23 protein-coding genes are annotated in these 20,259 nt (G+C 37.6%); 8 read left to right on the top strand and 15 right to left on the bottom strand.

Annotated features, from left to right (window positions below; translation table 11 throughout):
• The first annotated feature begins 251 nt into the window (after positions 1 to 251).
• Together ACO1O5_RS00405 and metH are read left to right on the top strand one after the other, a co-directional pair.
• Positions 252 to 1,268 carry a homocysteine S-methyltransferase family protein gene (locus tag ACO1O5_RS00405; protein ID WP_486267341.1) on the top strand — a complete coding sequence of 339 codons (1,017 nt, stop codon included), beginning with the start codon at positions 252 to 254 and terminating at the stop codon, positions 1,266 to 1,268.
• 26 nt (positions 1,269 to 1,294) lie between these two features.
• Positions 1,295 to 4,003, top strand: a complete 2,709-nt coding sequence (metH, locus tag ACO1O5_RS00400) for a methionine synthase (RefSeq protein WP_486267339.1) — start codon at positions 1,295 to 1,297, stop codon at positions 4,001 to 4,003.
• Between the two features lie 5 nt (positions 4,004 to 4,008).
• On the opposite strand, the gene ACO1O5_RS00395 is transcribed toward metH, so the two are convergent.
• Complete coding sequence (locus ACO1O5_RS00395) at positions 4,009 to 4,449, bottom strand: hypothetical protein (RefSeq protein WP_486267337.1); 441 nt, start codon at positions 4,447 to 4,449, stop codon at positions 4,009 to 4,011.
• 46 nt (positions 4,450 to 4,495) lie between these two features.
• Here ACO1O5_RS00395 and ACO1O5_RS00390 point away from each other — a divergent pair, with 46 nt between their 5' ends.
• The 4 genes from ACO1O5_RS00390 (at position 4,496) to ACO1O5_RS00375 (ending at position 6,348) form a co-directional block, all read left to right on the top strand.
• A complete protein-coding gene (locus ACO1O5_RS00390; RefSeq protein WP_486267334.1) occupies positions 4,496 to 5,263 on the top strand; it encodes an exodeoxyribonuclease III in 768 nt (255 codons plus the stop codon).
• 2 nt (positions 5,264 to 5,265) lie between these two features.
• Positions 5,266 to 5,568 (top strand): DUF4286 family protein, encoded by a 303-nt coding sequence (locus ACO1O5_RS00385; protein ID WP_486267333.1) that lies wholly within the window; start codon positions 5,266 to 5,268, stop codon positions 5,566 to 5,568.
• A gap of 277 nt (positions 5,569 to 5,845) precedes the next feature.
• Positions 5,846 to 6,115, top strand: a complete 270-nt coding sequence (locus ACO1O5_RS00380) for an HU family DNA-binding protein (protein ID WP_150413806.1) — start codon at positions 5,846 to 5,848, stop codon at positions 6,113 to 6,115.
• A 107-nt stretch (positions 6,116 to 6,222) separates the two neighbouring features.
• Positions 6,223 to 6,348: a 30S ribosomal protein THX gene (locus tag ACO1O5_RS00375; RefSeq protein WP_486267330.1), complete on the top strand. Its 126-nt coding sequence runs from the start codon at positions 6,223 to 6,225 to the stop codon at positions 6,346 to 6,348.
• 7 nt (positions 6,349 to 6,355) lie between these two features.
• Here the strand turns inward: ACO1O5_RS00375 and pdxH are convergent, their stop codons facing one another.
• From pdxH to ACO1O5_RS00315, 12 genes are all read right to left on the bottom strand, one after another.
• Positions 6,356 to 7,006, bottom strand: coding sequence for a pyridoxamine 5'-phosphate oxidase (pdxH, locus tag ACO1O5_RS00370; protein ID WP_486267328.1), 651 nt, complete (start codon positions 7,004 to 7,006; stop codon positions 6,356 to 6,358).
• A gap of 203 nt (positions 7,007 to 7,209) precedes the next feature.
• Positions 7,210 to 7,728, bottom strand: a complete 519-nt coding sequence (locus ACO1O5_RS00365) for a hypothetical protein (RefSeq protein WP_486267326.1) — start codon at positions 7,726 to 7,728, stop codon at positions 7,210 to 7,212.
• A 160-nt stretch (positions 7,729 to 7,888) separates the two neighbouring features.
• Positions 7,889 to 8,701 carry a hypothetical protein gene (locus tag ACO1O5_RS00360; RefSeq protein WP_486267324.1) on the bottom strand — a complete coding sequence of 271 codons (813 nt, stop codon included), beginning with the start codon at positions 8,699 to 8,701 and terminating at the stop codon, positions 7,889 to 7,891.
• Positions 8,702 to 8,841: 140 nt separating this feature from the next.
• Positions 8,842 to 9,555, bottom strand: a complete 714-nt coding sequence (pyrH, locus tag ACO1O5_RS00355) for a UMP kinase (protein ID WP_486267322.1) — start codon at positions 9,553 to 9,555, stop codon at positions 8,842 to 8,844.
• Positions 9,556 to 9,707: 152 nt separating this feature from the next.
• A complete protein-coding gene (gene tsf, locus ACO1O5_RS00350) occupies positions 9,708 to 10,538 on the bottom strand; it encodes a translation elongation factor Ts (RefSeq protein ID WP_486267320.1) in 831 nt (276 codons plus the stop codon).
• Positions 10,539 to 10,649: 111 nt separating this feature from the next.
• A complete protein-coding gene (rpsB, locus tag ACO1O5_RS00345; RefSeq protein ID WP_486267318.1) occupies positions 10,650 to 11,558 on the bottom strand; it encodes a 30S ribosomal protein S2 in 909 nt (302 codons plus the stop codon).
• A gap of 67 nt (positions 11,559 to 11,625) precedes the next feature.
• The gene (gene rpsI / locus ACO1O5_RS00340) at positions 11,626 to 12,015 is read right to left on the bottom strand and encodes a 30S ribosomal protein S9 (protein WP_486267316.1); all 390 of its coding nucleotides are present in this window, start codon (positions 12,013 to 12,015) and stop codon (positions 11,626 to 11,628) included.
• A gap of 9 nt (positions 12,016 to 12,024) precedes the next feature.
• Positions 12,025 to 12,468 carry a 50S ribosomal protein L13 gene (rplM, locus tag ACO1O5_RS00335; protein ID WP_486267314.1) on the bottom strand — a complete coding sequence of 148 codons (444 nt, stop codon included), beginning with the start codon at positions 12,466 to 12,468 and terminating at the stop codon, positions 12,025 to 12,027.
• A gap of 469 nt (positions 12,469 to 12,937) precedes the next feature.
• Entirely contained in the window at positions 12,938 to 14,077 is a 1,140-nt protein-coding gene (locus tag ACO1O5_RS00330; RefSeq protein ID WP_486267312.1) for a redoxin domain-containing protein, read from the bottom strand.
• Between the two features lie 10 nt (positions 14,078 to 14,087).
• Positions 14,088 to 15,560, bottom strand: coding sequence for an Asp-tRNA(Asn)/Glu-tRNA(Gln) amidotransferase subunit GatB (gene gatB, locus ACO1O5_RS00325; RefSeq protein ID WP_486267310.1), 1,473 nt, complete (start codon positions 15,558 to 15,560; stop codon positions 14,088 to 14,090).
• Positions 15,561 to 15,672: 112 nt separating this feature from the next.
• Positions 15,673 to 16,662, bottom strand: coding sequence for a PDZ domain-containing protein (locus ACO1O5_RS00320; RefSeq protein WP_486267308.1), 990 nt, complete (start codon positions 16,660 to 16,662; stop codon positions 15,673 to 15,675).
• A 90-nt stretch (positions 16,663 to 16,752) separates the two neighbouring features.
• Positions 16,753 to 17,277: a GNAT family N-acetyltransferase gene (locus tag ACO1O5_RS00315; RefSeq protein ID WP_486267306.1), complete on the bottom strand. Its 525-nt coding sequence runs from the start codon at positions 17,275 to 17,277 to the stop codon at positions 16,753 to 16,755.
• A 146-nt stretch (positions 17,278 to 17,423) separates the two neighbouring features.
• Here ACO1O5_RS00315 and ACO1O5_RS00310 point away from each other — a divergent pair, with 146 nt between their 5' ends.
• Together ACO1O5_RS00310 and ACO1O5_RS00305 are read left to right on the top strand one after the other, a co-directional pair.
• A complete protein-coding gene (locus ACO1O5_RS00310) occupies positions 17,424 to 18,143 on the top strand; it encodes an aspartyl/asparaginyl beta-hydroxylase domain-containing protein (RefSeq protein ID WP_486267303.1) in 720 nt (239 codons plus the stop codon).
• Positions 18,130 to 18,636, top strand: coding sequence for a hypothetical protein (locus ACO1O5_RS00305; protein ID WP_486267301.1), 507 nt, complete (start codon positions 18,130 to 18,132; stop codon positions 18,634 to 18,636). Before ACO1O5_RS00310 ends, ACO1O5_RS00305 begins: the two co-directional genes overlap by 14 nt.
• A gap of 21 nt (positions 18,637 to 18,657) precedes the next feature.
• Here ACO1O5_RS00305 and ACO1O5_RS00300 read toward each other — a convergent pair whose 3' ends face one another.
• The gene (locus ACO1O5_RS00300) at positions 18,658 to 19,626 is read right to left on the bottom strand and encodes a hypothetical protein (protein WP_486267299.1); all 969 of its coding nucleotides are present in this window, start codon (positions 19,624 to 19,626) and stop codon (positions 18,658 to 18,660) included.
• Positions 19,627 to 19,661: 35 nt separating this feature from the next.
• Positions 19,662 to 20,246: a leucine-rich repeat domain-containing protein gene (locus tag ACO1O5_RS00295; RefSeq protein WP_486267297.1), complete on the bottom strand. Its 585-nt coding sequence runs from the start codon at positions 20,244 to 20,246 to the stop codon at positions 19,662 to 19,664.
• Between the last annotated feature and the right edge of the window lie 13 nt (positions 20,247 to 20,259).

Here is a 20,259-nt window from a genome sequence, read left to right as displayed (position 1 = left end):
GCATTCAGGCGGATTTGTTTATTGTTCGGCCTGGTAGATGAACTTTAGCTAATTATTATTGGCTGTTTAACTGAACTAATAAACGAAAAAATATTCTGCCATTCTCCAGGATTTTCAACTTTCGTTTACAGTTCAATTTTCGGTTACGAGTAATATTAACTTTGCGCTATGTGGCTGTATCGTCAGACGCTGCCAGGTGGTAGCAATGATAAGTAAGCTACAGCAATGTCTTTAATTTATAAATTGTTTTTATGAAAAAAACTATTCAGGAATGTCTTAATGAAAGAATATTGATCATAGACGGCGCAATGGGTACCATGATACAGCGATACAAACTGGAAGAAAAGGATTTTCGCGGAGAACGTTTTAGAGACTGGCCCAAAGATGTAAAAGGCAACAACGATTTACTCAGTATTACCCAACCGGAGATAATTGAATCAATTCATAAAGAATATTTGAAGGCTGGCGCTGATATTATTGAAACAAACACCTTTAGCAGCACATCTATTGCGCAGGCGGATTATGATATGCAATCATTGGCCTATGAGCTAAATGTTGCAGCTGCAAAATGTGCAAGAAGTGCGATTGATCGGCTTATTTCGGAAACGGATGACCGGGGCGAAAAGTTTATTGCCGGTGCAATTGGTCCGCTTAATAAAACATTAAGTCTTTCTCCTGATGTAAACAACCCGGGGTTTCGTTCGGTAACGTTTGACGAAGTAGCGGATGCATATTATGAACAAATAAGCGGCCTTGTTGACGGTGGTGTGGATGTGCTACTTGTTGAAACAATTTTTGATACGTTAAACGCAAAAGCAGCCATCTATGCGATAAAAAAATATTTCAGAGACACAAAGAAAAAAGAACTACCTATTATGATAAGTGGTACCATAACGGATGCGAGTGGACGCACTTTAAGTGGACAGACCCTTGAAGCGTTCTACATTTCGGTCTCTCATGCAAACCCGTTGAGCGTTGGTTTAAACTGCGCTTTGGGAGCGAAAGAAATGCGGCCGCATATTGAGGAGCTAAGTGAAATCGCGGGCTGTTATACTTCAGCTTATCCCAACGCAGGTCTGCCAAATGCATTTGGCGAATACGATGAACAACCCGAAGAAACGGCCCATATTATAGAAGAGTGGGCCAGGGAAGGATTTGTAAATATAGTAGGTGGCTGCTGCGGAACGACACCGGATCATATAAAACATATTGCAGAACAGGTTAAGAAATTTGAAGCAAGAAAATTACCGGTGTTAGAAGAAGCCTGATTTTTTATTTTAACCAAAATCAAGAGATGCCAGTAGATAAAACAATCAAACCTTTTTTACGCTTATCCGGCCTTGAGCCGCTTGTAGTAAGACCAGAGACAAATTTTATAAATATCGGCGAACGTACTAACGTTACCGGGTCAAAGAAGTTTGCACGTCTCGTTAGAGAAGGTAATTATGAAGAAGCATTGTCAGTTGCACGCCAGCAGGTAGAAAACGGCGCACAGATTCTTGATGTAAATATGGATGATGCGTTACTTGATGGCGAGAAAGCTATGACAACTTTTTTGAATCTTTTGCAGGCAGAACCTGACATTGCCAAGATTCCAATAATGATTGATTCTTCTAAATTCAACATTATAGAAGCGGGCCTGAAATGTGTGCAGGGAAAGTGCATTGTAAATTCTATCTCTTTAAAGGAGGGCGAAGAAAAATTCTTGTACCAGGCATTTATCTGCCAAAGCTTTGGAGCATCAGTAATTGTTATGGCTTTCGATGAAAAAGGCCAGGCTGATACGCGGCGGCGCAAAGTTGAAATTTGTAAGCGAGCCTACGATATTCTTACCACTGTTGCCGGTTACCAGCCACAGGATATTATTTTCGATCCAAACATTTTTGCAATTGCTACCGGCATCGAAGAACATAACAATTATGGTGTTGATTTTATTGAAGCCACCCGCGAAATAAAAAAATTGATGCCACTTACAAAAGTGAGTGGTGGCGTAAGTAATGTTTCTTTTTCTTTTCGTGGTAACGAGACCGTTAGAGAAGCGATGCATTCGGTTTTCTTATATCATGCTATTAAGGCAGGGATGGATATGGGGATTGTAAACGCAGGCCAGTTACAAGTGTATGAACAAATTGACCCAGAGTTAAAAGAGCTTTGTGAAGATGTAATTCTTAACAGGGATGATGATGCTACGGATAAACTACTTGCATTTGCTGAAACTGTAAAAGCAAAAGGCAAATCAATTGTAAAAGACGAAGCATGGAGAAATGAACCGGTTGAAAAGCGTTTAAGCCATGCGCTGGTAAATGGCATTACAGATTTCATCGATAGTGATACCGAGGAAGCACGTTTAAAATATCCCAAACCACTTGACGTAATTGAAGGCCCGTTAATGGACGGAATGAATATAGTAGGTGATCTATTTGGCAGCGGCAAAATGTTTTTGCCACAGGTGGTAAAGAGCGCCCGTGTTATGAAGAAGAGTGTGAATTATTTATTCCCTTTTATTGAGGCTGAAAAAGAAAAAACCAAACAAGCCAATATTGAAGCCGGCATATTGAATGTAGAAGGCTCTGGTCCGGCCAAAATATTAATGGCAACTGTAAAAGGTGATGTTCATGATATTGGCAAAAATATTGTTGGTGTTGTATTGGGTTGCAATGGATATGAAATAATTGATATGGGGGTGATGGTGCCAACGGACAAAATATTACAGGCAGCCCGGGATAATAACGTTGCCATGATTGGCCTTAGTGGATTGATAACTCCCTCCCTTGATGAAATGGTACATGTGGCAAAAGAAATGAAAAGGCAAAAGTTTGAAATTCCATTAATGATTGGTGGGGCTACTACTTCGCGTTTACACACTGCCGTTAGAATAGCTCCTGAATTTGACAACGGTGTTGTTCATGTGCTCGATGCTTCCCGGAGCGTTACCGTTGCGGGCAACCTGTTAAATAAAGAAACCAAGCCAGTTTTTCTAGCTGAATTAAAAACAGAATATGACAAGTTGAAGGCAGATTTTGGGAACAAAAGATCGGCTAAAGCACTATTAACTTTCACAAAGGCTCAACAAAATAAATCCGTAATTGATTGGAAGAATTTTCAGCCAGTGAAGCCATCCTTTACCGGAACAAAGGCTTTTGAAGACTATGATCTTAATGAACTAAGTACTTACATAGATTGGCAACCGTTTTTTATTGCATGGGAGATGCATGGAAAATTTCCGCAGATTTTATCAGATGAAAAGATTGGCAAAGAAGCAACGAAGCTTTATGATGACGCTAAGAGACTTCTTAATAAAATCATTGCTGAAAAATGGTTAGTCGCCAAAGGGGTAGTTGGTTTTTGGGAAGCTTCTACCATTGACGACGATACTATTGAAGTTAAAACATATAATGCGTCTGTTAAACTTGAATTCTTGCGACAGCAAATGGCGAAAGCGCCAGGCCAACCTAATATATCTTTAGCAGATTTTATAAGTAAAAGCGAAGATTTTATCGGTGCCTTTGCGGTATCAATTCACGGCATTGAAGAACACATCAAAAGATTTGATGCTGAATTTGATGACTACAATAAAATCATTCTACAGGCTCTTGCAGACCGTCTTGCTGAGGCTTTCGCGGAATTATTACATGAAAGAACCCGCAAGGAATTTTGGGGTTATGCTACGGATGAACATCTTTCTCCAAAGGAATTGATCGAAGAAAGATACCAGGGAATTCGCCCGGCTCCTGGTTATCCCGCCTGTCCCGATCACACCGAAAAGTATAAGCTGTTTGAATTACTCGATGCAAATAAAAATGCAGGTATAACATTGACGGAATCTTTGGCAATGTACCCGGCATCTTCAGTTTGTGGCTGGTATTTTGCCAATCCGGATAGTAAGTATTTTGGTGTAGGAAAAATTGCCAAGGACCAGGTAGAAGATTATGCAAAAAGAAAAAACATGCCTGTGGAAGAAATCGAAAGATGGTTGAGACCACAATTGGATTATGACGCGTAATCCTACTATTTGCCCAACATTGTTTTCATGGCTTGGGCTTCCTTAGCGTCCTTTAACCCTTTAATCAAATAGAGTATAATAAAAATCTTTACAAGAATTCCTCTATAGATATAAGTTGGATCAAAGATAGCGTCACCGATCCATAAGAGTATGTAGATTATCAACCCGCTTATGATAGCAGTATAAGGTTTTGTTTTTGTCCAAAAACCCAGCAAAAGAAATGTGACAGCGACAATGGTAGTAATTGCAAAAGATATCCATCCGGCATTTCCCTGCGACGTATAAAGCAAATAAATTGCTAAAAGCATCTGTAACGCCGCCAGGAAAAATAGTATGTTTCTGGCCTGGCGAATATTTTTGTCATATCCTTCCAGTGAGAATTCCTCTTCACTAAATATACTTTCCCCAGGATTATGTTCATTGATATTTTCTGAACTGTTTTCCATTGTTGATAGTTAATTTTACAAGTATAAATAGTATAAACGATAATTTTTGAGAATAATTACTTACAACGTAAATGGAATTAGAGCCGCTATTAAAAGAGGTTTTATTGATTGGCTTAGGACTGATCCTGCCGATATAGTTTGCATCCAGGAAGTAAAAGCACACCAGGCCGACATTGATATTGTTGGCATTGAATCTGCGGGCTACCGGCCATTTTTCTTTCTTGCACAGAAAAAGGGATATAGTGGTGTCGGGATCTTAACCAAAATTGAACCAACAAACGTGGAGTATGGACACGGAAGCGAGCAAAGCGATTTTGAAGGAAGAGTGCTACGGGCAGACTTTGGAGACATCACCTTAATAAACGCCTACTTTCCTTCAGGCACAACCGGCGAGGTCAGGCAATCATATAAATATGTCTGGCTTGATGAATTTCTCGAGTACCTGAATGATCTCCGAAAAACAAGATCAAAAATAATTGTATGCGGCGATTATAATATTGCCCATAAAGAAATTGATATTCACAATCCGGTTGGGAATAAAAAAACATCGGGATTTTTACCTGAAGAAAGACAATGGTTTGACAAATTTTTAAATAATGATTTTGTTGATGGTTTTCGGCATCTTAATAAAGAGCCCGATCAATATACATGGTGGAGTGTAATGCGACCAAGCGTACGGCTCGAGAATAAAGGCTGGAGAATAGACTACATCAATGTTTCATCAAATCTTCGTGATATGATTAAAGAGGTAAAAATTTTACCGGAGGTAAAACACAGTGATCATTGCCCTGTTTATCTTGAACTTAAACCCTGAGTATGTTTGTTTATAATATTACGATGAAAGTGGATAATAGTATTGTAGAAGAATGGATGCTGTGGCAAAAAGAAATTCATATTCCCGAAATACTTAGCACTGGTTTTTTTTATGATCATCGCTTTTATCAATTACTCGAACAGGATGAAGAAGAAGGTAAGACGTATGTGATACAATATTTTGCTCTAGAAAAAAATGATTACCAGGAGTATATCCAATACCACGCACCGGTTCTGCGGGAGAAAGCTTTTTTGAAATGGGGTAACCGGGTTATTGCATTTAGAACCCTTCTAAAAGCAGTATGATTATAGCTAAATTGCCTTTCAGCATCGCACCTGCCATATGAACTATATTATGAAATCCTTTGCTGTAAAGGGTTTCAGGGTATAGCGCTTAAAATGTTGATACGATACGTTGTAGTAAAATTACAGTATTTCGAAATCGGGGTTTCTGCTAAATAATTCAAAACCTTTGCCAATTGCGGATTTCAGCAAAAGAAGTGTAAAAAAATAATTGTAAAAAATTTTGTTGCAATGAAAAACCTTATATATTTGTCGCAGTTAAAAAATCAAATAAATTATTATGAACAAAGCTGAACTAATCGCCAAGATGGCCGATGATGCAGGAGTTACCAAGACACAGGCAAATGCTTCTTTAGATTCTTTTGTAGAAGCTGTTACTAAAACCTTAAAAGGCGGAGGCAAAGTTACCCTCGTTGGTTTCGGTACTTTTTCTGTAAGTAAAAGAGCCGCCCGTAATGGTCGCAATCCTCAAACAGGAGCCGTTATTAAAATTAAAGCTAAGAAAGTAGCTAAATTTAAGGCAGGGAAAGAATTATCAGCGAAAATCTGATTGTTGGTAAAATTTTTCAAAGCAAGATGCATTGATGTATCTTGCTTTTTTTATGCAGTTGTTTAGACGCTTAAAAAAAATCTATTTAAAAAAATAAATCAGAAATTATGGGACGCGGAGATAAAAAAACAAAAAAAGGAAAAATATTTAAAGGTTCTTTTGGAAAATCAAGGCCTTCCAAATCGGCGGCTGATTCAAAAAAACCGGTTGTAAAAACTGCTGAGAAGAAGTAAAATTTCTTTATGGTGCCAGTCGGTTAATTATCCACGAGTTGGTTGCGTCAATAGTATATTGCAACCTGTCGTGCATCCTGCCTGCGCCTCCTTGCCAAAATTCAATTAATGTTGGTATTAAAATATATCCACCCCAATGAGGAGGCCGTGGAATATTTTGAGATTCATATTTATCCGCATAATAAGCAACATTCTTCTCAAGCACTTCCCGGTTTTCAATAACCTGGCTTTGCGGTGAACTCCATGCGCCAATGCGGCTTTCCTGAGGACGTGAAGCAAAATATTCGTCGCTTTCCTGTTCACTCACTTTTTTTATTTGTCCCTGCATTGTTACCTGCCGTTCGAGTTCTTTCCAGAAAAAGACAATGCCTGCAAAGGGGTTATCATGTATTTGTTTTCCTTTTTTACTTTCATAATTTGTAAAAAAAATAAATCCATTTTCTTTGATTCCTTTTAATAAAACAATTCGTACCGAAGGTTTTCCATCGGTTGTACATGTGGCAAGCGTCATAGCGTTGGGTTCTTCAATGCCACTTACCAATGCCTGCTGAAACCATTTTTCAAATTGTTTTATCGGGTTGGCATCAACGTCTTCTTCCGATAGAGATTGTAATCGATAGTCTTTTCTAATATCTGCTAAGTCTGTTGATATTTGCATAATGCAAGTGAATTTTTTGCGATAATACTAATCTGCAAATTTACTGAGGAATCATTTAAAATTCTTTTCAACAAACGAATAGAACGATCAATTTGTGAATGGGAGAGTTAGAAAAAATAGATTCTCATTGTGGAAAATGTATGGATTGCCATAAAATAAAAGCACCTCTGTGAAGAGGCGCTAAAAAAGATATTTAATAAATATTAAGCAGGCGGATTTGTGTTACCTGGATTACTCGTTTTATCCTCCTGTGTCGGAGTATTTGCCGTGGTGCTTATTTTGCTTTCGATATCTTTCTTTAATGTATTGAAACTATCTTTTATGTTGTCTGTTGGCGATCTGAACATATAAGCTGCTATAAGAATACCTAAAGACGCTAATGCCGAAATGTAAAGCCCAAACCCAATAAACGATGAGCCCATGTAAGAATCACTGGCTTGAAAATAAAACCAAATGACCATGAGTAATGCAACAGCGCCTGCAATTAATGTAATTCCCCACATCGTTTTATCAAGGTTTTTTGTTTGATCTCCCATGTATGCGATGATGCCAGCTGCCGCAAAACATAGGAAAACTAAAATTCCCTTATCATGCATTCCATTTATGGTCTGGCTAAAGCCTAACACTGAAACAGAAATCCACGGTAAGAACATAGAGACAATACCGGCTGCTGCGGCAATTAGAACAAATTTTCTTTGTTTATTCATTGTTTGAAAATTCATAAGTGTAAGTTTAAAGTGTTATGAGATGATTAAATTAGAAGCGGAACTCAGCAGGCGAGAGACATAGGTTGGTTCCTGAAATTAAAAAAATGTTTTTTAGAAAACTATTTTTAAAAACCTTTGTGAACAATTCTTTTTAATTCCTAACGAAAATGAAGATCTATCCAAGCAATCCTTTTTCAAGATAAGATTTTAATTTCAATTTTTCTTCTTCGCAAATAGCAAGTTTGCTTTCCAGTTCATTAAGACGAACAACACGCATTTCGAGATTTATATCTTTTTTATTAAGCTCTATCATCCTGCTTCGTAGATTATCTGCATCACTTTGTAATTGCACATATTCTTTTTGAAGCATTGAATATTTTTCACGAATAGTAACTTCCGAAAGTAATAATTGCTCCAGTTCTCTTTCCCGCTCTGTGGATGCCATCAATTGATTTTGCAACACTTCGATTTCGTTTTGTTGAGTCTTAAGATCGTGTAATCTGGCTTCGTAATCACTTTGAAGTTGAACCCAACGAAAACTTTTTTCCAAAGATTCATTCAGTTTACTTTCAGTTTCTAACAGCAATTGCTTTGTATGATCCAGTTCGTTTTCAAGCTTTTCTTTTCTATCATTTTCTTCGTAATACATTTCTTTCCAGTCTTCTTCTTCCTCCCGTGGGCCGGAAATATTTTCCACGTTAGGTCTGGATGCATTCAGATCCTCCAACATCTTCAAACGTTGTTGGAATTTCGTGAGCTGTATTTGATAAAATGTATTACCATCCTCTACCGATTGTAACTTGTTATTTAATGTTTTGAGCGGATCTTTTCGTAACGGACTGGCATCAAGGGTTGAGGTATTTTTGGAAAAGCCAAAAAAATATCTTTTGTCAACGGGCAAAAATTCATAAGAGCTCACGATCATCCGGTAAGCAAATATGATGCAGGCAATGAGAATAATAAGGGATAACATCCACCATATCCACATAATCAATTCCTTTTAAAAAAATAAAAATGAATAAAATTATTTCCGGGGATTACATTCTGAAGGATTTCATAAGTATTGATCACTGAATTTCCAGGGTTGAAAAGTCAGCGTTTAAATACGAACTGTAAATTAAACAAATATTATCCAGATACCAAAGTCCCCACTTTTTCGCCGGTAATCACGCGGAGTAATGTGCCCGGCGTGTTCATATCAAAAACAATAATAGGAAGCTGGTTTTCCATACAAAGAGTAAAAGCGGTCATATCCATCACTTTTAAATTCTTCGATATACAGTCGGCGAAGGTTATACTTTCAAATTTTTTGGCTTGCTTATCTTTTTCGGGATCGGCGGAATAGATGCCGTCCACCCTCGTGCCTTTTAAAATAACATCTGCTTTTATTTCGATGGCTCTTAACGACCCTGCCGTATCGGTTGTGAAGTAAGGGTTGCCGGTTCCGGCGCCAAAAATAACAACTCTGCCCTTTTCCAGGTGTCTAATTGCCCTGCGGCGGATGTAAGGTTCTGCAATTTGTTCCATCTTAATGGCGCTTTGCAGTCTTGTATAAACGCCTACTCTCTCAAGGCCGCTTTGCAAGGCCATACCATTAATAACAGTTGCGAGCATGCCCATATAATCTCCCTGAGCTCTCTCAATGCCCGTTTCGGCTTCGTTCATTCCGCGATAAATGTTTCCACCTCCAATTACGATCGCAACCTGAACTCCTAATTCGGTGATCAGTTTGATATCCTGGGCGTATTGTGAAATTACCTGCGAATCAAGCCCGAAATTTTTATCACCCATTAAAGATTCACCGGAAAGTTTGAGAAGAATTCGTTTAAACCTGGGTAGCATGTGCGGAATTGAAATTTTGTTTAGCGGGGCGAAGATAATGGATTTATAAGATGAAAGAATCCATTTTCATTCTGTCTTGTAAATTCAATAAAAAAGAGCTGCAGAATTGCAACTCTTTTTTTGAAATTATTCTAATTTTTTTGAAGGCTTGTTTAAGAACCTAGCGCAACTCTCTTAAATTCGGTGACTTTCAAATTTGCGTCTACGCTTTTCAGGTAGTCTGCTACAGATTTATTATTATCTTTTACAAATGCCTGGGCCAGCAAAGTACTTTCTTTAAAGAACTTGTTGATCTTGCCCATAGCTATTTTCTCCGCCATCTCCGCTGGTTTACCTTCGGCTTTTACCTGTTCAATGGCGATATCTTTTTCACGTGCAATTGTTTCTGCCGGTACTGACGCCTGGTCAATAGCAATCGGGTTCATAGCGGCAATCTGCATGGCAACATCTTTACCAGCTTCTTCAGCTTCTAAGCTTAGTCCAACCAATACCCCCATTCTGTAAGAACCATGAATATAAGCGGCAACATAAGGAGCCTCTACTCTTTCAAATCTTGACACACTTATTTTTTCACCGATTTTTGCAACCTGCTCATTGAGCTTATCTGAAATTAATTCGCCACCGATTTTAACTTTATTAAGTTCCTCAACACTTTTTACATCGTTAGCAATTGCTGCATCCATGATGGATTGCGCAAACTGAATATAATCGGCATTTTTGCTTACGAAATCAGTTTCGCAGCTTACATTTATTATAAATCCTGTTTTATTATCTTTTGAGGTTTGCGCTATTACAACGCCTTCCTTTGCTTCACGATCGCCACGAAGCGCTGCCACCTTTTGCCCCTTTTTTCTTAAATAATCTATCGCTGCTTCGAAATCTCCATCAGATTCAGTCAGGGCTTTACGGCAATCCATCATACCGGCGCCGGTTTGCTGTCTCAATTTATTAATATCTGCTGCTGTTATTGTTGTTGTACTCATATAATTAAATATTTTTTGAACTATATATTTAGATATATTAAAATAATAATGAAAATTAATTTAAAGTTGATCAAACTATATTGGAACTGCAATACGGTACGACGCGTTCGATTATCTGCGTCCGCCTGGTCCTCCAGGTCTGTTTCCTCCAGGTCCTGCGCTTGCTACACGACGCTTTTGAGGTCCTGCTGGTCCACGGCCTTTACCGCCTGCTGGTCCGCCACTTCCCCTGCGACGTTCTTTTTCTTCGTCGGAGCCTAAATCAAATTTTATTGCATCTCTGCCTGTATCTTCAGAACTATCGTCCGTTTCTTCAGATTTTTCAGCCTGTCTTTCTGCAAGGCCTTCGCTTATTGCGGCAATAATATAGTTCGTAACTATAGCAATTGATTTTGTGGCGTCATCATTCGCAGGAATAGCAAATTCAACTTTGTTAGGATCGCAGTTGGTATCGACCATTCCAAAGGTGGTGATGTTAAGTCTTTTTGCTTCTGAAAGAGCAATGTGTTCGTGGCCAATATCCACCAAGAACAATGCAGCAGGAACACGGCTGATCTGCGCAATACCACCCAATACTTTCTCCATTTTTTCTTTATCGCGGGTAAGTGTCAGGCGTTCTTTCTTCGTAATGCTATCCAGTGTACCGTCGTTGAGCATTTTCTCAATGCTTTGCATTTTCTTTACACTTTTACGCACCGTATTGAAGTTCGTGAGCATACCTCCGAGCCAGCGCTCAGTAACATAAGGCATATTAACTCTCCTGGCGGCTTCGGTAACAATCTCTTTCGCTTGTTTTTTGGTAGCAACAAACATTATTTTTTTACCGCTCTTGGCAATAGATTTAAGGGCAGCGGCAGCTTCCTGCATACCTTCAACTGTTTTGTTGAGATCAATAATATGAATACCTTTTTTCTCAGCAAAAATGTAAGGTAACATTTTAGGGTTCCACTTCTTTTTTAAATGACCAAAGTGAACTCCTGCTTCTAAAAGCTGCTGTTGTAAAGAAGTATTGTTTTCCATTTATTTGTTATTAAGTTGTTTTTATTAAATGTATCAAGTATCAAGCAAGGTTATCTCCCCAGCGCTCTTATCTCTTACTGAACTGGAAGCTTTTTCTCGCTTTTTTCTTGCCGGGTTTCTTACGTTCAACAGAACGTGGATCTCTTGTAAGTAATCCTGCTTCTTTGAGAGCAGGCCTGTAATCCGGGTTTACCTGCAATAATGCACGTGCGATGCCCAGTTTTACTGCTTCAGCTTGTCCTTTTACACCACCGCCGGTAGCATTTACAACTACATCGAACTTGTCAGAGGCCTCTATGCTTTTAAACGGAGCTTCCACCTGGTTTTGTAAATAAACCAGCGGAAAATAGCTTTTGTAATCCTTGCCGTTAATGCTGATATTGCCATCGCCCTTTGAAAGGAAAACCCTTGTTACGGCTTCTTTCCGGCGTCCTACTGCATTTTTTTGTTTTTCCATTATATTAAATTAGAAAGTTAAAGTTTGAGGTTTCTGGGCAGTATGCGGATGGTCAGAACCAACATACACAAATAATTTTTTATACATTTTACGACCAAGGCGATTCTTCGGTAACATACCTTTTACGGCCCTTTCAATTATAGCATCCGGGCGCCTTTTTATTAGTTCGCCTGCACTTTCCTCTTTTTTGCCACCAGGATAACCACTATAATTAATGTACATTTTGTCTTCCAGTTTGTTACCTGTAAATTTTACCTTATCACAATTGGTAACAATAACAAAATCCCCACAATCAACATGAGGTGTATAATACGGTTTGTTCTTACCACGGAGAACGGACGCTATTTTAGCGCACATGCGACCAACGGTTTGATTAGTGCCGTCAACAATATACCAGTTGCGTTGTACGGTAGCCTCGTTCGCATGTTTAGTGGTGAAATGTAATTTGCTCATTTTATTTTTTTATTTTACTTAATTCGATAAATAAACAATAGCCGTCTATTTATTTGCCGCTATCCCGGCATTTTTTTAAGGAGGGCGAAGGTAGGGTGAAAATGTATAATTAAAATCCTATTTTGGAACTTTTTCAAAAGTGCCTTTCTAACTCATTGATTATCTATAAAGAATTTGTCTTAAAAAATATATGTGTTGCATTTTGGTACCCCGGAGATATGATGCAATTATTTCAGGACGAATTTTATTAAAAAGACATTAACCTATATATTTGCATAAATTTTTTCTAATGAACGAATCCCGATCTACCAGCATCTATTGGCTTTACTTCTTTATCTCATCAATAGGTATAATCCTGATGCTTGTTTTTTTAAGAGAATATTTTTGGATGGTACTTCCCTTTGTTGTTACTACCTTTTCGAAAGCTCTGAGAATTATCTAATAAATTCGTTTGTATTTTTCCCGTGGCTTATTTCAAAACTTCATTAAGTTTATTACTTAGGTCGGTTCCTCTCAATGATGTAGCTATAATCTTTCCCTGCGGATCAATTAATACATTGTATGGAATAGCCTCTACGTTATATAATGCGGCTGCTTCACTATTCCAGAATTTCAAATCGCTTATTTGTTTCCAAACCAATCCGTCATCCTTAATGGCTTTAAGCCAGTCTTTTTTGTCTTTATCCAATGATACCCCGAGTACTGTAAAATTTTTATCCTTAAACTGGTTGTAAGTAGCTACAACATTTGGATTTTCTTCTCTGCACGGCCCACACCAACTTGCCCAGAAATCTACTAATACATATTTACCCCGTAAAGAACTCAAGGTAAATGGTTTTCCGTCTACATCTGGCAAGGTAAAATCAGGAGCAGTCTGTCCTTCGGCAATTTGAGAAGCATTTGGCTCACCTTTAGGTTGACTTTGAGAAGCCATATAATCCTGGAACTGTTTGGCAACGTCAGCTATAGCGGTTTCTTTCGGGAATTTCTTTTGCAAGCGATCAATAAGTAATTTAACACTATCGATTCCAATTTCCTGGGAATAACCCAAAGCAAATAATGCCACCATAGGACTTTTGGTCGTATCTATGTACTGGTATAGAAAATTTTTATACCAGATGTCGGATGTGTTAAACTGATTTTGAGCCAGCGTTTGAAGGCTATCATTGTGTTGTTGTTCAATTTCTTTAACGTTACGATCTTCACCTATCAGAGTTGTATGTATTGAGTCCAACAAGATGATAAAATGTGTCAGCGATAAGTTGGCGGGTGTATTAAATCTTGCTGATTGAAGGGTTGAATCCTTTACATCTGCTGCAAAATCAATATCTGATTTATCATTAATAAAAATGTATCCTGCGTTTTTTTCGAACCGTAATCTATAAAGCCCTTCTTCGGGCGCAACAGCCTTTACTTTAAAATTGCCATTAACTACGTCCGCTGTGTCAAGTACCTGGGGGGGCTGTTGATTAAAAGAAATTTGTTCCAGGTAGACTTTTTGATCCGTAGCGCCCTTTAATTCGCCATTTACTGTAAACACACCTTTTTTCTGGCTGCTGCTGCACGACACTAAAAAAATGGCACTTATGAAAATAAATATGCTTTTCATTGAGATTGAATTATTGATTGAGTTTTTGATTAAGAATTTGATTCACTGCCTTCATATCTGCTTTTCCATGGCTTATTTTTTTTACCTCACCGGAAAACAGACCTATTAAATTTTTCTTTCCTTTTTTGTATTCTAAAACTTTTTCGGGCATTTTTGATAATACTTCGTCGATCCAGGTGTTTAGCGAGTCGTCACTTTTTTCCTGCAATACATTTAATTCTTCAGCAATTTTAATAGGTTCTTTATCGGGGAACTTTAATAAGGCTGGGAAAATTCTAGATGCAGCAACGCCAAAGCTCACACTTTCTTTTTCAACTATTTCTATAAGTTTTGCAAATGTTTTTGGCTCAACGGGTATGTCAGCGATTGATGTATTACTGTCATTTAAATACGATTTAACGGGGCCTAAAACCCAGTTGGCAGCAGCTTTATAATTTGAAGTACAGCCGGTTATCCCCTGAAAAAAGGTTGCCGTTTCCCGGTCATCGCTTAATACTTTTGCATCTGCTAACGATAAGGAATACTCGCTAACAAACCTCTTTTCTAACACTGCGGGTAAATCAGGTAACGACTTTTTTATGGATTCAATTTTTTCTTCGCTAATGAAGAAGGGAGTTAAGTCAGGTTCAGGAAAGTACCGGTAGTCATTGGCTTCTTCTTTAGACCTTAGTGCAAAAGTAGTTCCATTGGCTGCATCAAAACTCCTCGTCTGTTGTATAACGGGTTGACCGTTTTCAACTAAATCAATAAGCCTGTTTATCTCAAAATCGATAGCTCTTTTAACGTTCCTGATGGAATTAAGATTTTTGACTTCTATTTTGGTCCCCAATTTTTTTTCACCTCTTAAACGCACGGAAACATTTGCGTCGCAACGCATACTGCCTTCTTCCATATTTCCATCGCATATTTGCAGGTAACGAACAATCTTTCTTATCTCAGTAACATAAGCAAATGCTTCATCGGCGGTATGCATGTCCGGTTCAGAAACTATTTCCAGCAAAGGAACGCCAGCACGATTTAAATCGATACAGGTATAATTGTTATCTGCATCATGTATGCTCTTTCCGGCATCTTCTTCCAAATGAATTCTGTTTAACTGAATATTTCTTTCAACCCCGGCAATATTAATTGTGACGTATCCATTCTTGCAAATCGGCGTGGTATGTTGGGAAACCTGGTAACCTTTTGGGAGATCGGGATAGAAATAATTCTTTCTCGCAAAATAATTATTACGAACGATATTGCAGTTAAAAGCAAGTCCCAGTTTTATCGCGTAATCAATCGCTTTCTTATTCATTACAGGCAAAGTACCCGGGTGCGCCAGTGATATCGGACTTATATTCGTATTAGGCGCACCTCCAAAGGTTGTGCTGTCTCCACAAAATAATTTGCTCTTTGTAAGTAATTGTGTGTGCACCTCGAGCCCGATAACCGCTTCATATTTTTCCAAAGACGACATAAACGCGAAGGTATGAAAAGACATGTCCAAATTGGCAGCATAAAACTTAAACAAAAGAAAAAGCTGCCTCCAGGCAGCTTTTATCAAAACTAAAACCCGTGAAAAAATTCTAAGTTATTGGATCATACCAGCGGTTTTATAAATTAGCGCTATTAAGTTTTTTAGGGATCTTAACTTCGAAATTCATTTCTGAATTATTGCGCATAGCCTTAATGTTGATGTTTGATTTATCTTCTGAATCATTTACCTGGTCCATTAATTCATCAACGCTTTTCACTTTTTCGCCATTAAAATTTGTAATTACATCGTCTTTCTTTAATCCGGCCTTGTCCGCAGGAGAACCTTCTTCTACATTTAAAATTTTTACGCCATTATCATTTTCTGTGTCTTCAATTTTTAATCCGAGCCTGGGTTTGCTGTCATTGTTAAACCTGAATTTATAAAAGTTGTTTGGCATGCGTGGCATTTCAGGTGTTTTGAAATTAAAGTTGTTATCTCCATATCCGGGGAAGTTCTTATAAATGAAAGTTCTTTTATCGCCTTTTGTTTCTCCCAACTTTACTTTAACGTCTTTCTTTTTATTATCTCTTAAATAGTAAACTTTTACTTCGTCACCTGATTTATGAGATTTTACGGCGCTCATCAAATCTTCAGGAGAAGAAATCGATTTGTCATCAAGTTTAGTTATGATATCGCCCTTCAAAAGACCAGCTTTTTCTGCGGCTGTTCCCTTTACAACTTCGTTTATTTTTACCCCATCATCTGCTTTATCTGTTACAACTCCTAAAAATGCATGTGGAGCAGCATTCTCAGCATCATCCTGGAATAATTCGAGATCCATTGATTTATTATCAGGTGCATATAAAAAATTATTTGATCTCCGGTCTCTTAAATCTCTTTTCATAATAGTTACATCGCCGTCACGAAATTCAGATAATGGTTTTCCATTCACTGTAATGCTGTCACCGTCTACCTGTATTGTCATTTTATTGGCCTTATCACCATTTTTGCGGATAATAATCTCTTCACTTTTTTTCTCTTTGGGCGAAGGGGTTTGTGCCCACAATTCATTGGTAAGGACACATCCAACCATTAAAATAGTCATCAAAAAAATATTCTTTTTCATTGTAAAAATTTTTAAATACGAAATGTTTAGTAGAACAAATGTACCAACTTTTGTGGAACTACGAAACCTTTCGCAAATAATTGCTTTTGTTTAACAAAAATCAGTTAACCCCGGAAGGGAAAGTGTATAAACTTTTACCGGTTGACCCTCCACAATTTCATGCCTGTTAAATTTCATTCCGATTTTTTCAAGCACTTTTAGAGATGCGATGTTTTCTATGTGAGCCATACCGGTTATCGTTTCAATCTTCAAATCTCTTAATCCATAAATGAGTGTGTACTGCGCCGCTTCAGTTGCATAACCTTTTCCCCATGCAGTTTTCATTAGGCGATATCCAAGATCAGTTATTCCGGTTTCTTTAATGTATTTCAAGCCGCACCAACCAATAAAGTTGTAATCGGATTTAGTATGAATTGCCCACCTGCCGAGGTTTAATTTATATTGGGGAATTATTATATCAGTAATTATTTTTTTTGCCTGGGCCTCATTTTCAAGAACTGGCTCATGCACATATTTTACAATTTCAGGATCGTTGTTTAACATATAAATAAGGTGCGCATCTTCTTCGGTAAAACGTCTTAGAAATAACCGCGGTGTTTCAAAAATTACTTCCATACTAGTGTCTATAAATTATTTTGTAAATCAAGCTTTATCTTTAAATCAATTTACGTGGATTGTAAATTTATTATAATTAGAAGATAACATTTTTAATGCATGCAGACTGTTGATTGTTTTGTTTTACTTGCATTCTTTCTATTACAATGATAAAATACGTTCAAATAAAAAAACGTTTTGATGTAACAAAAATTCAGGAAGAAGTTCGTGCACTTCAATTGGAGCTATGGAAGCCTCATTACAACAACAGCCATTACGAGGGAAATTGGACAACGCTGCAACTGCGTTCAATCAACGGTAAAATAGAAAACAGCATATCCATTCAAGGCTCGGCTTTGCAGAAAGATATGGCCTATGCAAATACGTACCTTTTAGAAAAATGTGTGTACCTGCAATCGGTAATCAATTTTTTTGAATGCGAAAAAATGTCGGTGAGATTAATGAAATTGTATGCCGGCGCCGCAATTAAAGAACACAGGGATTATGAAATGAGTTTTGAAAAAGGTGAAGCAAGGTTTCATATTCCGATAAAAACCAACCCTGGTGTTTCCTTTTTTATTGAGAATGAAAAAATTCCCATGCATGAAGGTGATTGCTGGTATTTGAATTTATCACTAAAACATAGCGTGAATAATTCCGGCAACACTGACAGGATACACCTTGTTATTGATTGTAAAGTGAATGACTGGCTGAGAAGATTATTAAAGGAAGAAGCGCAGCTAACGGCAACTATAGACGAAGAAAATAGTGACGTCCAATATAGTCCCCCGGATAAGATTAAAATTATTCAAGAACTTAGATTGATGGGAACGCCTGTATCGAAAGAACTGGCCGATAAATTAGAAGCGGGAAATGATTCAAACTGACGAAATAATATTTTTTGAACGAGCGATTTCATTTATCCACGAAATAGGAATTGAAACAACCTACGCTGCAATAAGTGAAGACGAATGCTTTTTGCCGGGGATTTTAATAGACAAAGGAAAAATTATTATTGATAAAAATAAAATCAAGTTCCCCGGCGACATACTTCACGAGGCCGCACATATAGCTATCGTTCCTTCTGCAGAAAGGGGAGATTTAGACGGTAGAAATATCGGAACAAGGAAGGATGCAGGCGCAGAAGAAATGATGGCGATTGCGTGGACGTATGCTGCTTGCATTCATCTGCAAATAGATCCACACTTTGTTTTTCATGAGCACGGCTACAAAGGTGGAGCAGCGGCTATTATAGAAAATTTTGAGAATGGAAATTATATTGGCGTACCTGTCTTGCAATGGCTTGGCATGACGGCAACATCAACGGGAAATGATGACGAAATAATTTATCCCGCAATGAAAAAATGGATGAGGGATTAAGACGCAATTATTGAAAGGATTCTATTGTAGAATCTTTGCCAACCTGATATTTTCCAATTCTTCATATAATTGCAATACCGGCATCATAAAATCCAATGCATTGAATTCTTTTTTTTGATCTTCCGTAAATAATTGTTCCGGATGCTTGGCGTCAAAACGAGCCCTTGCCTGCATTAAGCTTTCATTCGCCGGTGTAATATTTAAATTAAGAATGCTGTGAATCTTTTTTAAAACATTATTCATTCCTTCATTATAATTACACAGTAATATATTGTCATCGGCTTTTGATATTTCAATCATCTTTTTAAAATAACCTTCAAGTACATTTGTCATGTATGCGTCGAGGTTAGTTCCGGCTATTACATCTTTTGAAAAGCCGAAAACTTCCGGTTCAATAATGCCCGGAACCGATTGCATCCCTCTTTGTTTTTGATGTGAACGAATTACTTCAAGCGGATTTCTGAATAAAAGAATAAAAGGTATGCCGGGAGATAATTTCCGGATCTGCTCATAAAAATGCAAGTGCCAACTATCTGTCTTTATAAAAAGATGGGCTTCATCTCCACTTGTTTTTCTGCCGTATAATTTAACTGCAGCATTGAAATATTCGTTTACTATAGCAGCATCATTTGAATTTTTATATGGAAGCCTTAGCAAATCATCTAAGAAAGGAACTTCGGAAAGCACAATATTTCTTTCTTCCAAAGAAAGCATTTGCGACAGAAGTGTAGAACCACAGCGTGATATATGAAAGATAAAAGCAGTTGGCTTTACAGCATTGATCGAATGTGACCATTCACATATCATCTTCAGGTCAGCAATTATTTTATACGTACTTCGATTTTCCTGAAAGCTTTTACATACTGAAATCGTATCGCTAAAAAATGGTTCAATAAATTTTTTATCAGCCATATAAATCCACTCGCATAACGCTCCCGATAATTTCCAAGGAAGCCAGTTTGCTATTTCATCAGAAGGGGAACGACTCATAAATAACAATAAGAAATCAAAGAATCATGCAGGAATTATCGCCTGCAAATTATTCCTAATTCCTGTTCCGCCCTTATGATTTCTTTTTGCTTAAGCTGCTCATTTGGCCTGCACATAAACATGGTTAATTTATCCGAATGTTTTTCTGTGAGGCCATCCAATGTTTCAATACAATTATCATTTACATAAAATTCCTTCAGATTAATAAGTTGTTCAACCGGCTTAATAGAAGTTATTTGGTTGCATTGAACATATAATTGTTCCAATTGAATTAATGCTTCGATTCCGTGTAAGCTTTTGATATTATTATTAAATAAGAATAACGATTTTAAATTAGTAAGATGGCTCAGTACTTCAATGTTCTCAATCTTATGATGCGTAATAATTAAGATTGACAAATTAGAAAGGCGCTGAAGACCACTTAAATTAGTCAGCTCAAATTGCATGTTTGGGTATGGAGCGGTGGGCCCGGCAAGGCGAATTGTTGGAATTGAAAATATCTTGTCTAACTCAACAGCGGTTGGTTCATTTTGATGTCCTGTCGCAATTAGCCCAAATGCTTGTTTCCATTGTGGTTCCAATTGTTTCCACCAATCTTGCGGAATTATAAAATCTGTCAAATTAAAAAAGAAT

It is taken from the genome of Ginsengibacter sp. (assembly GCF_057362405.1).
This window is presented reverse-complemented; position numbering and strand designations above follow the sequence as displayed.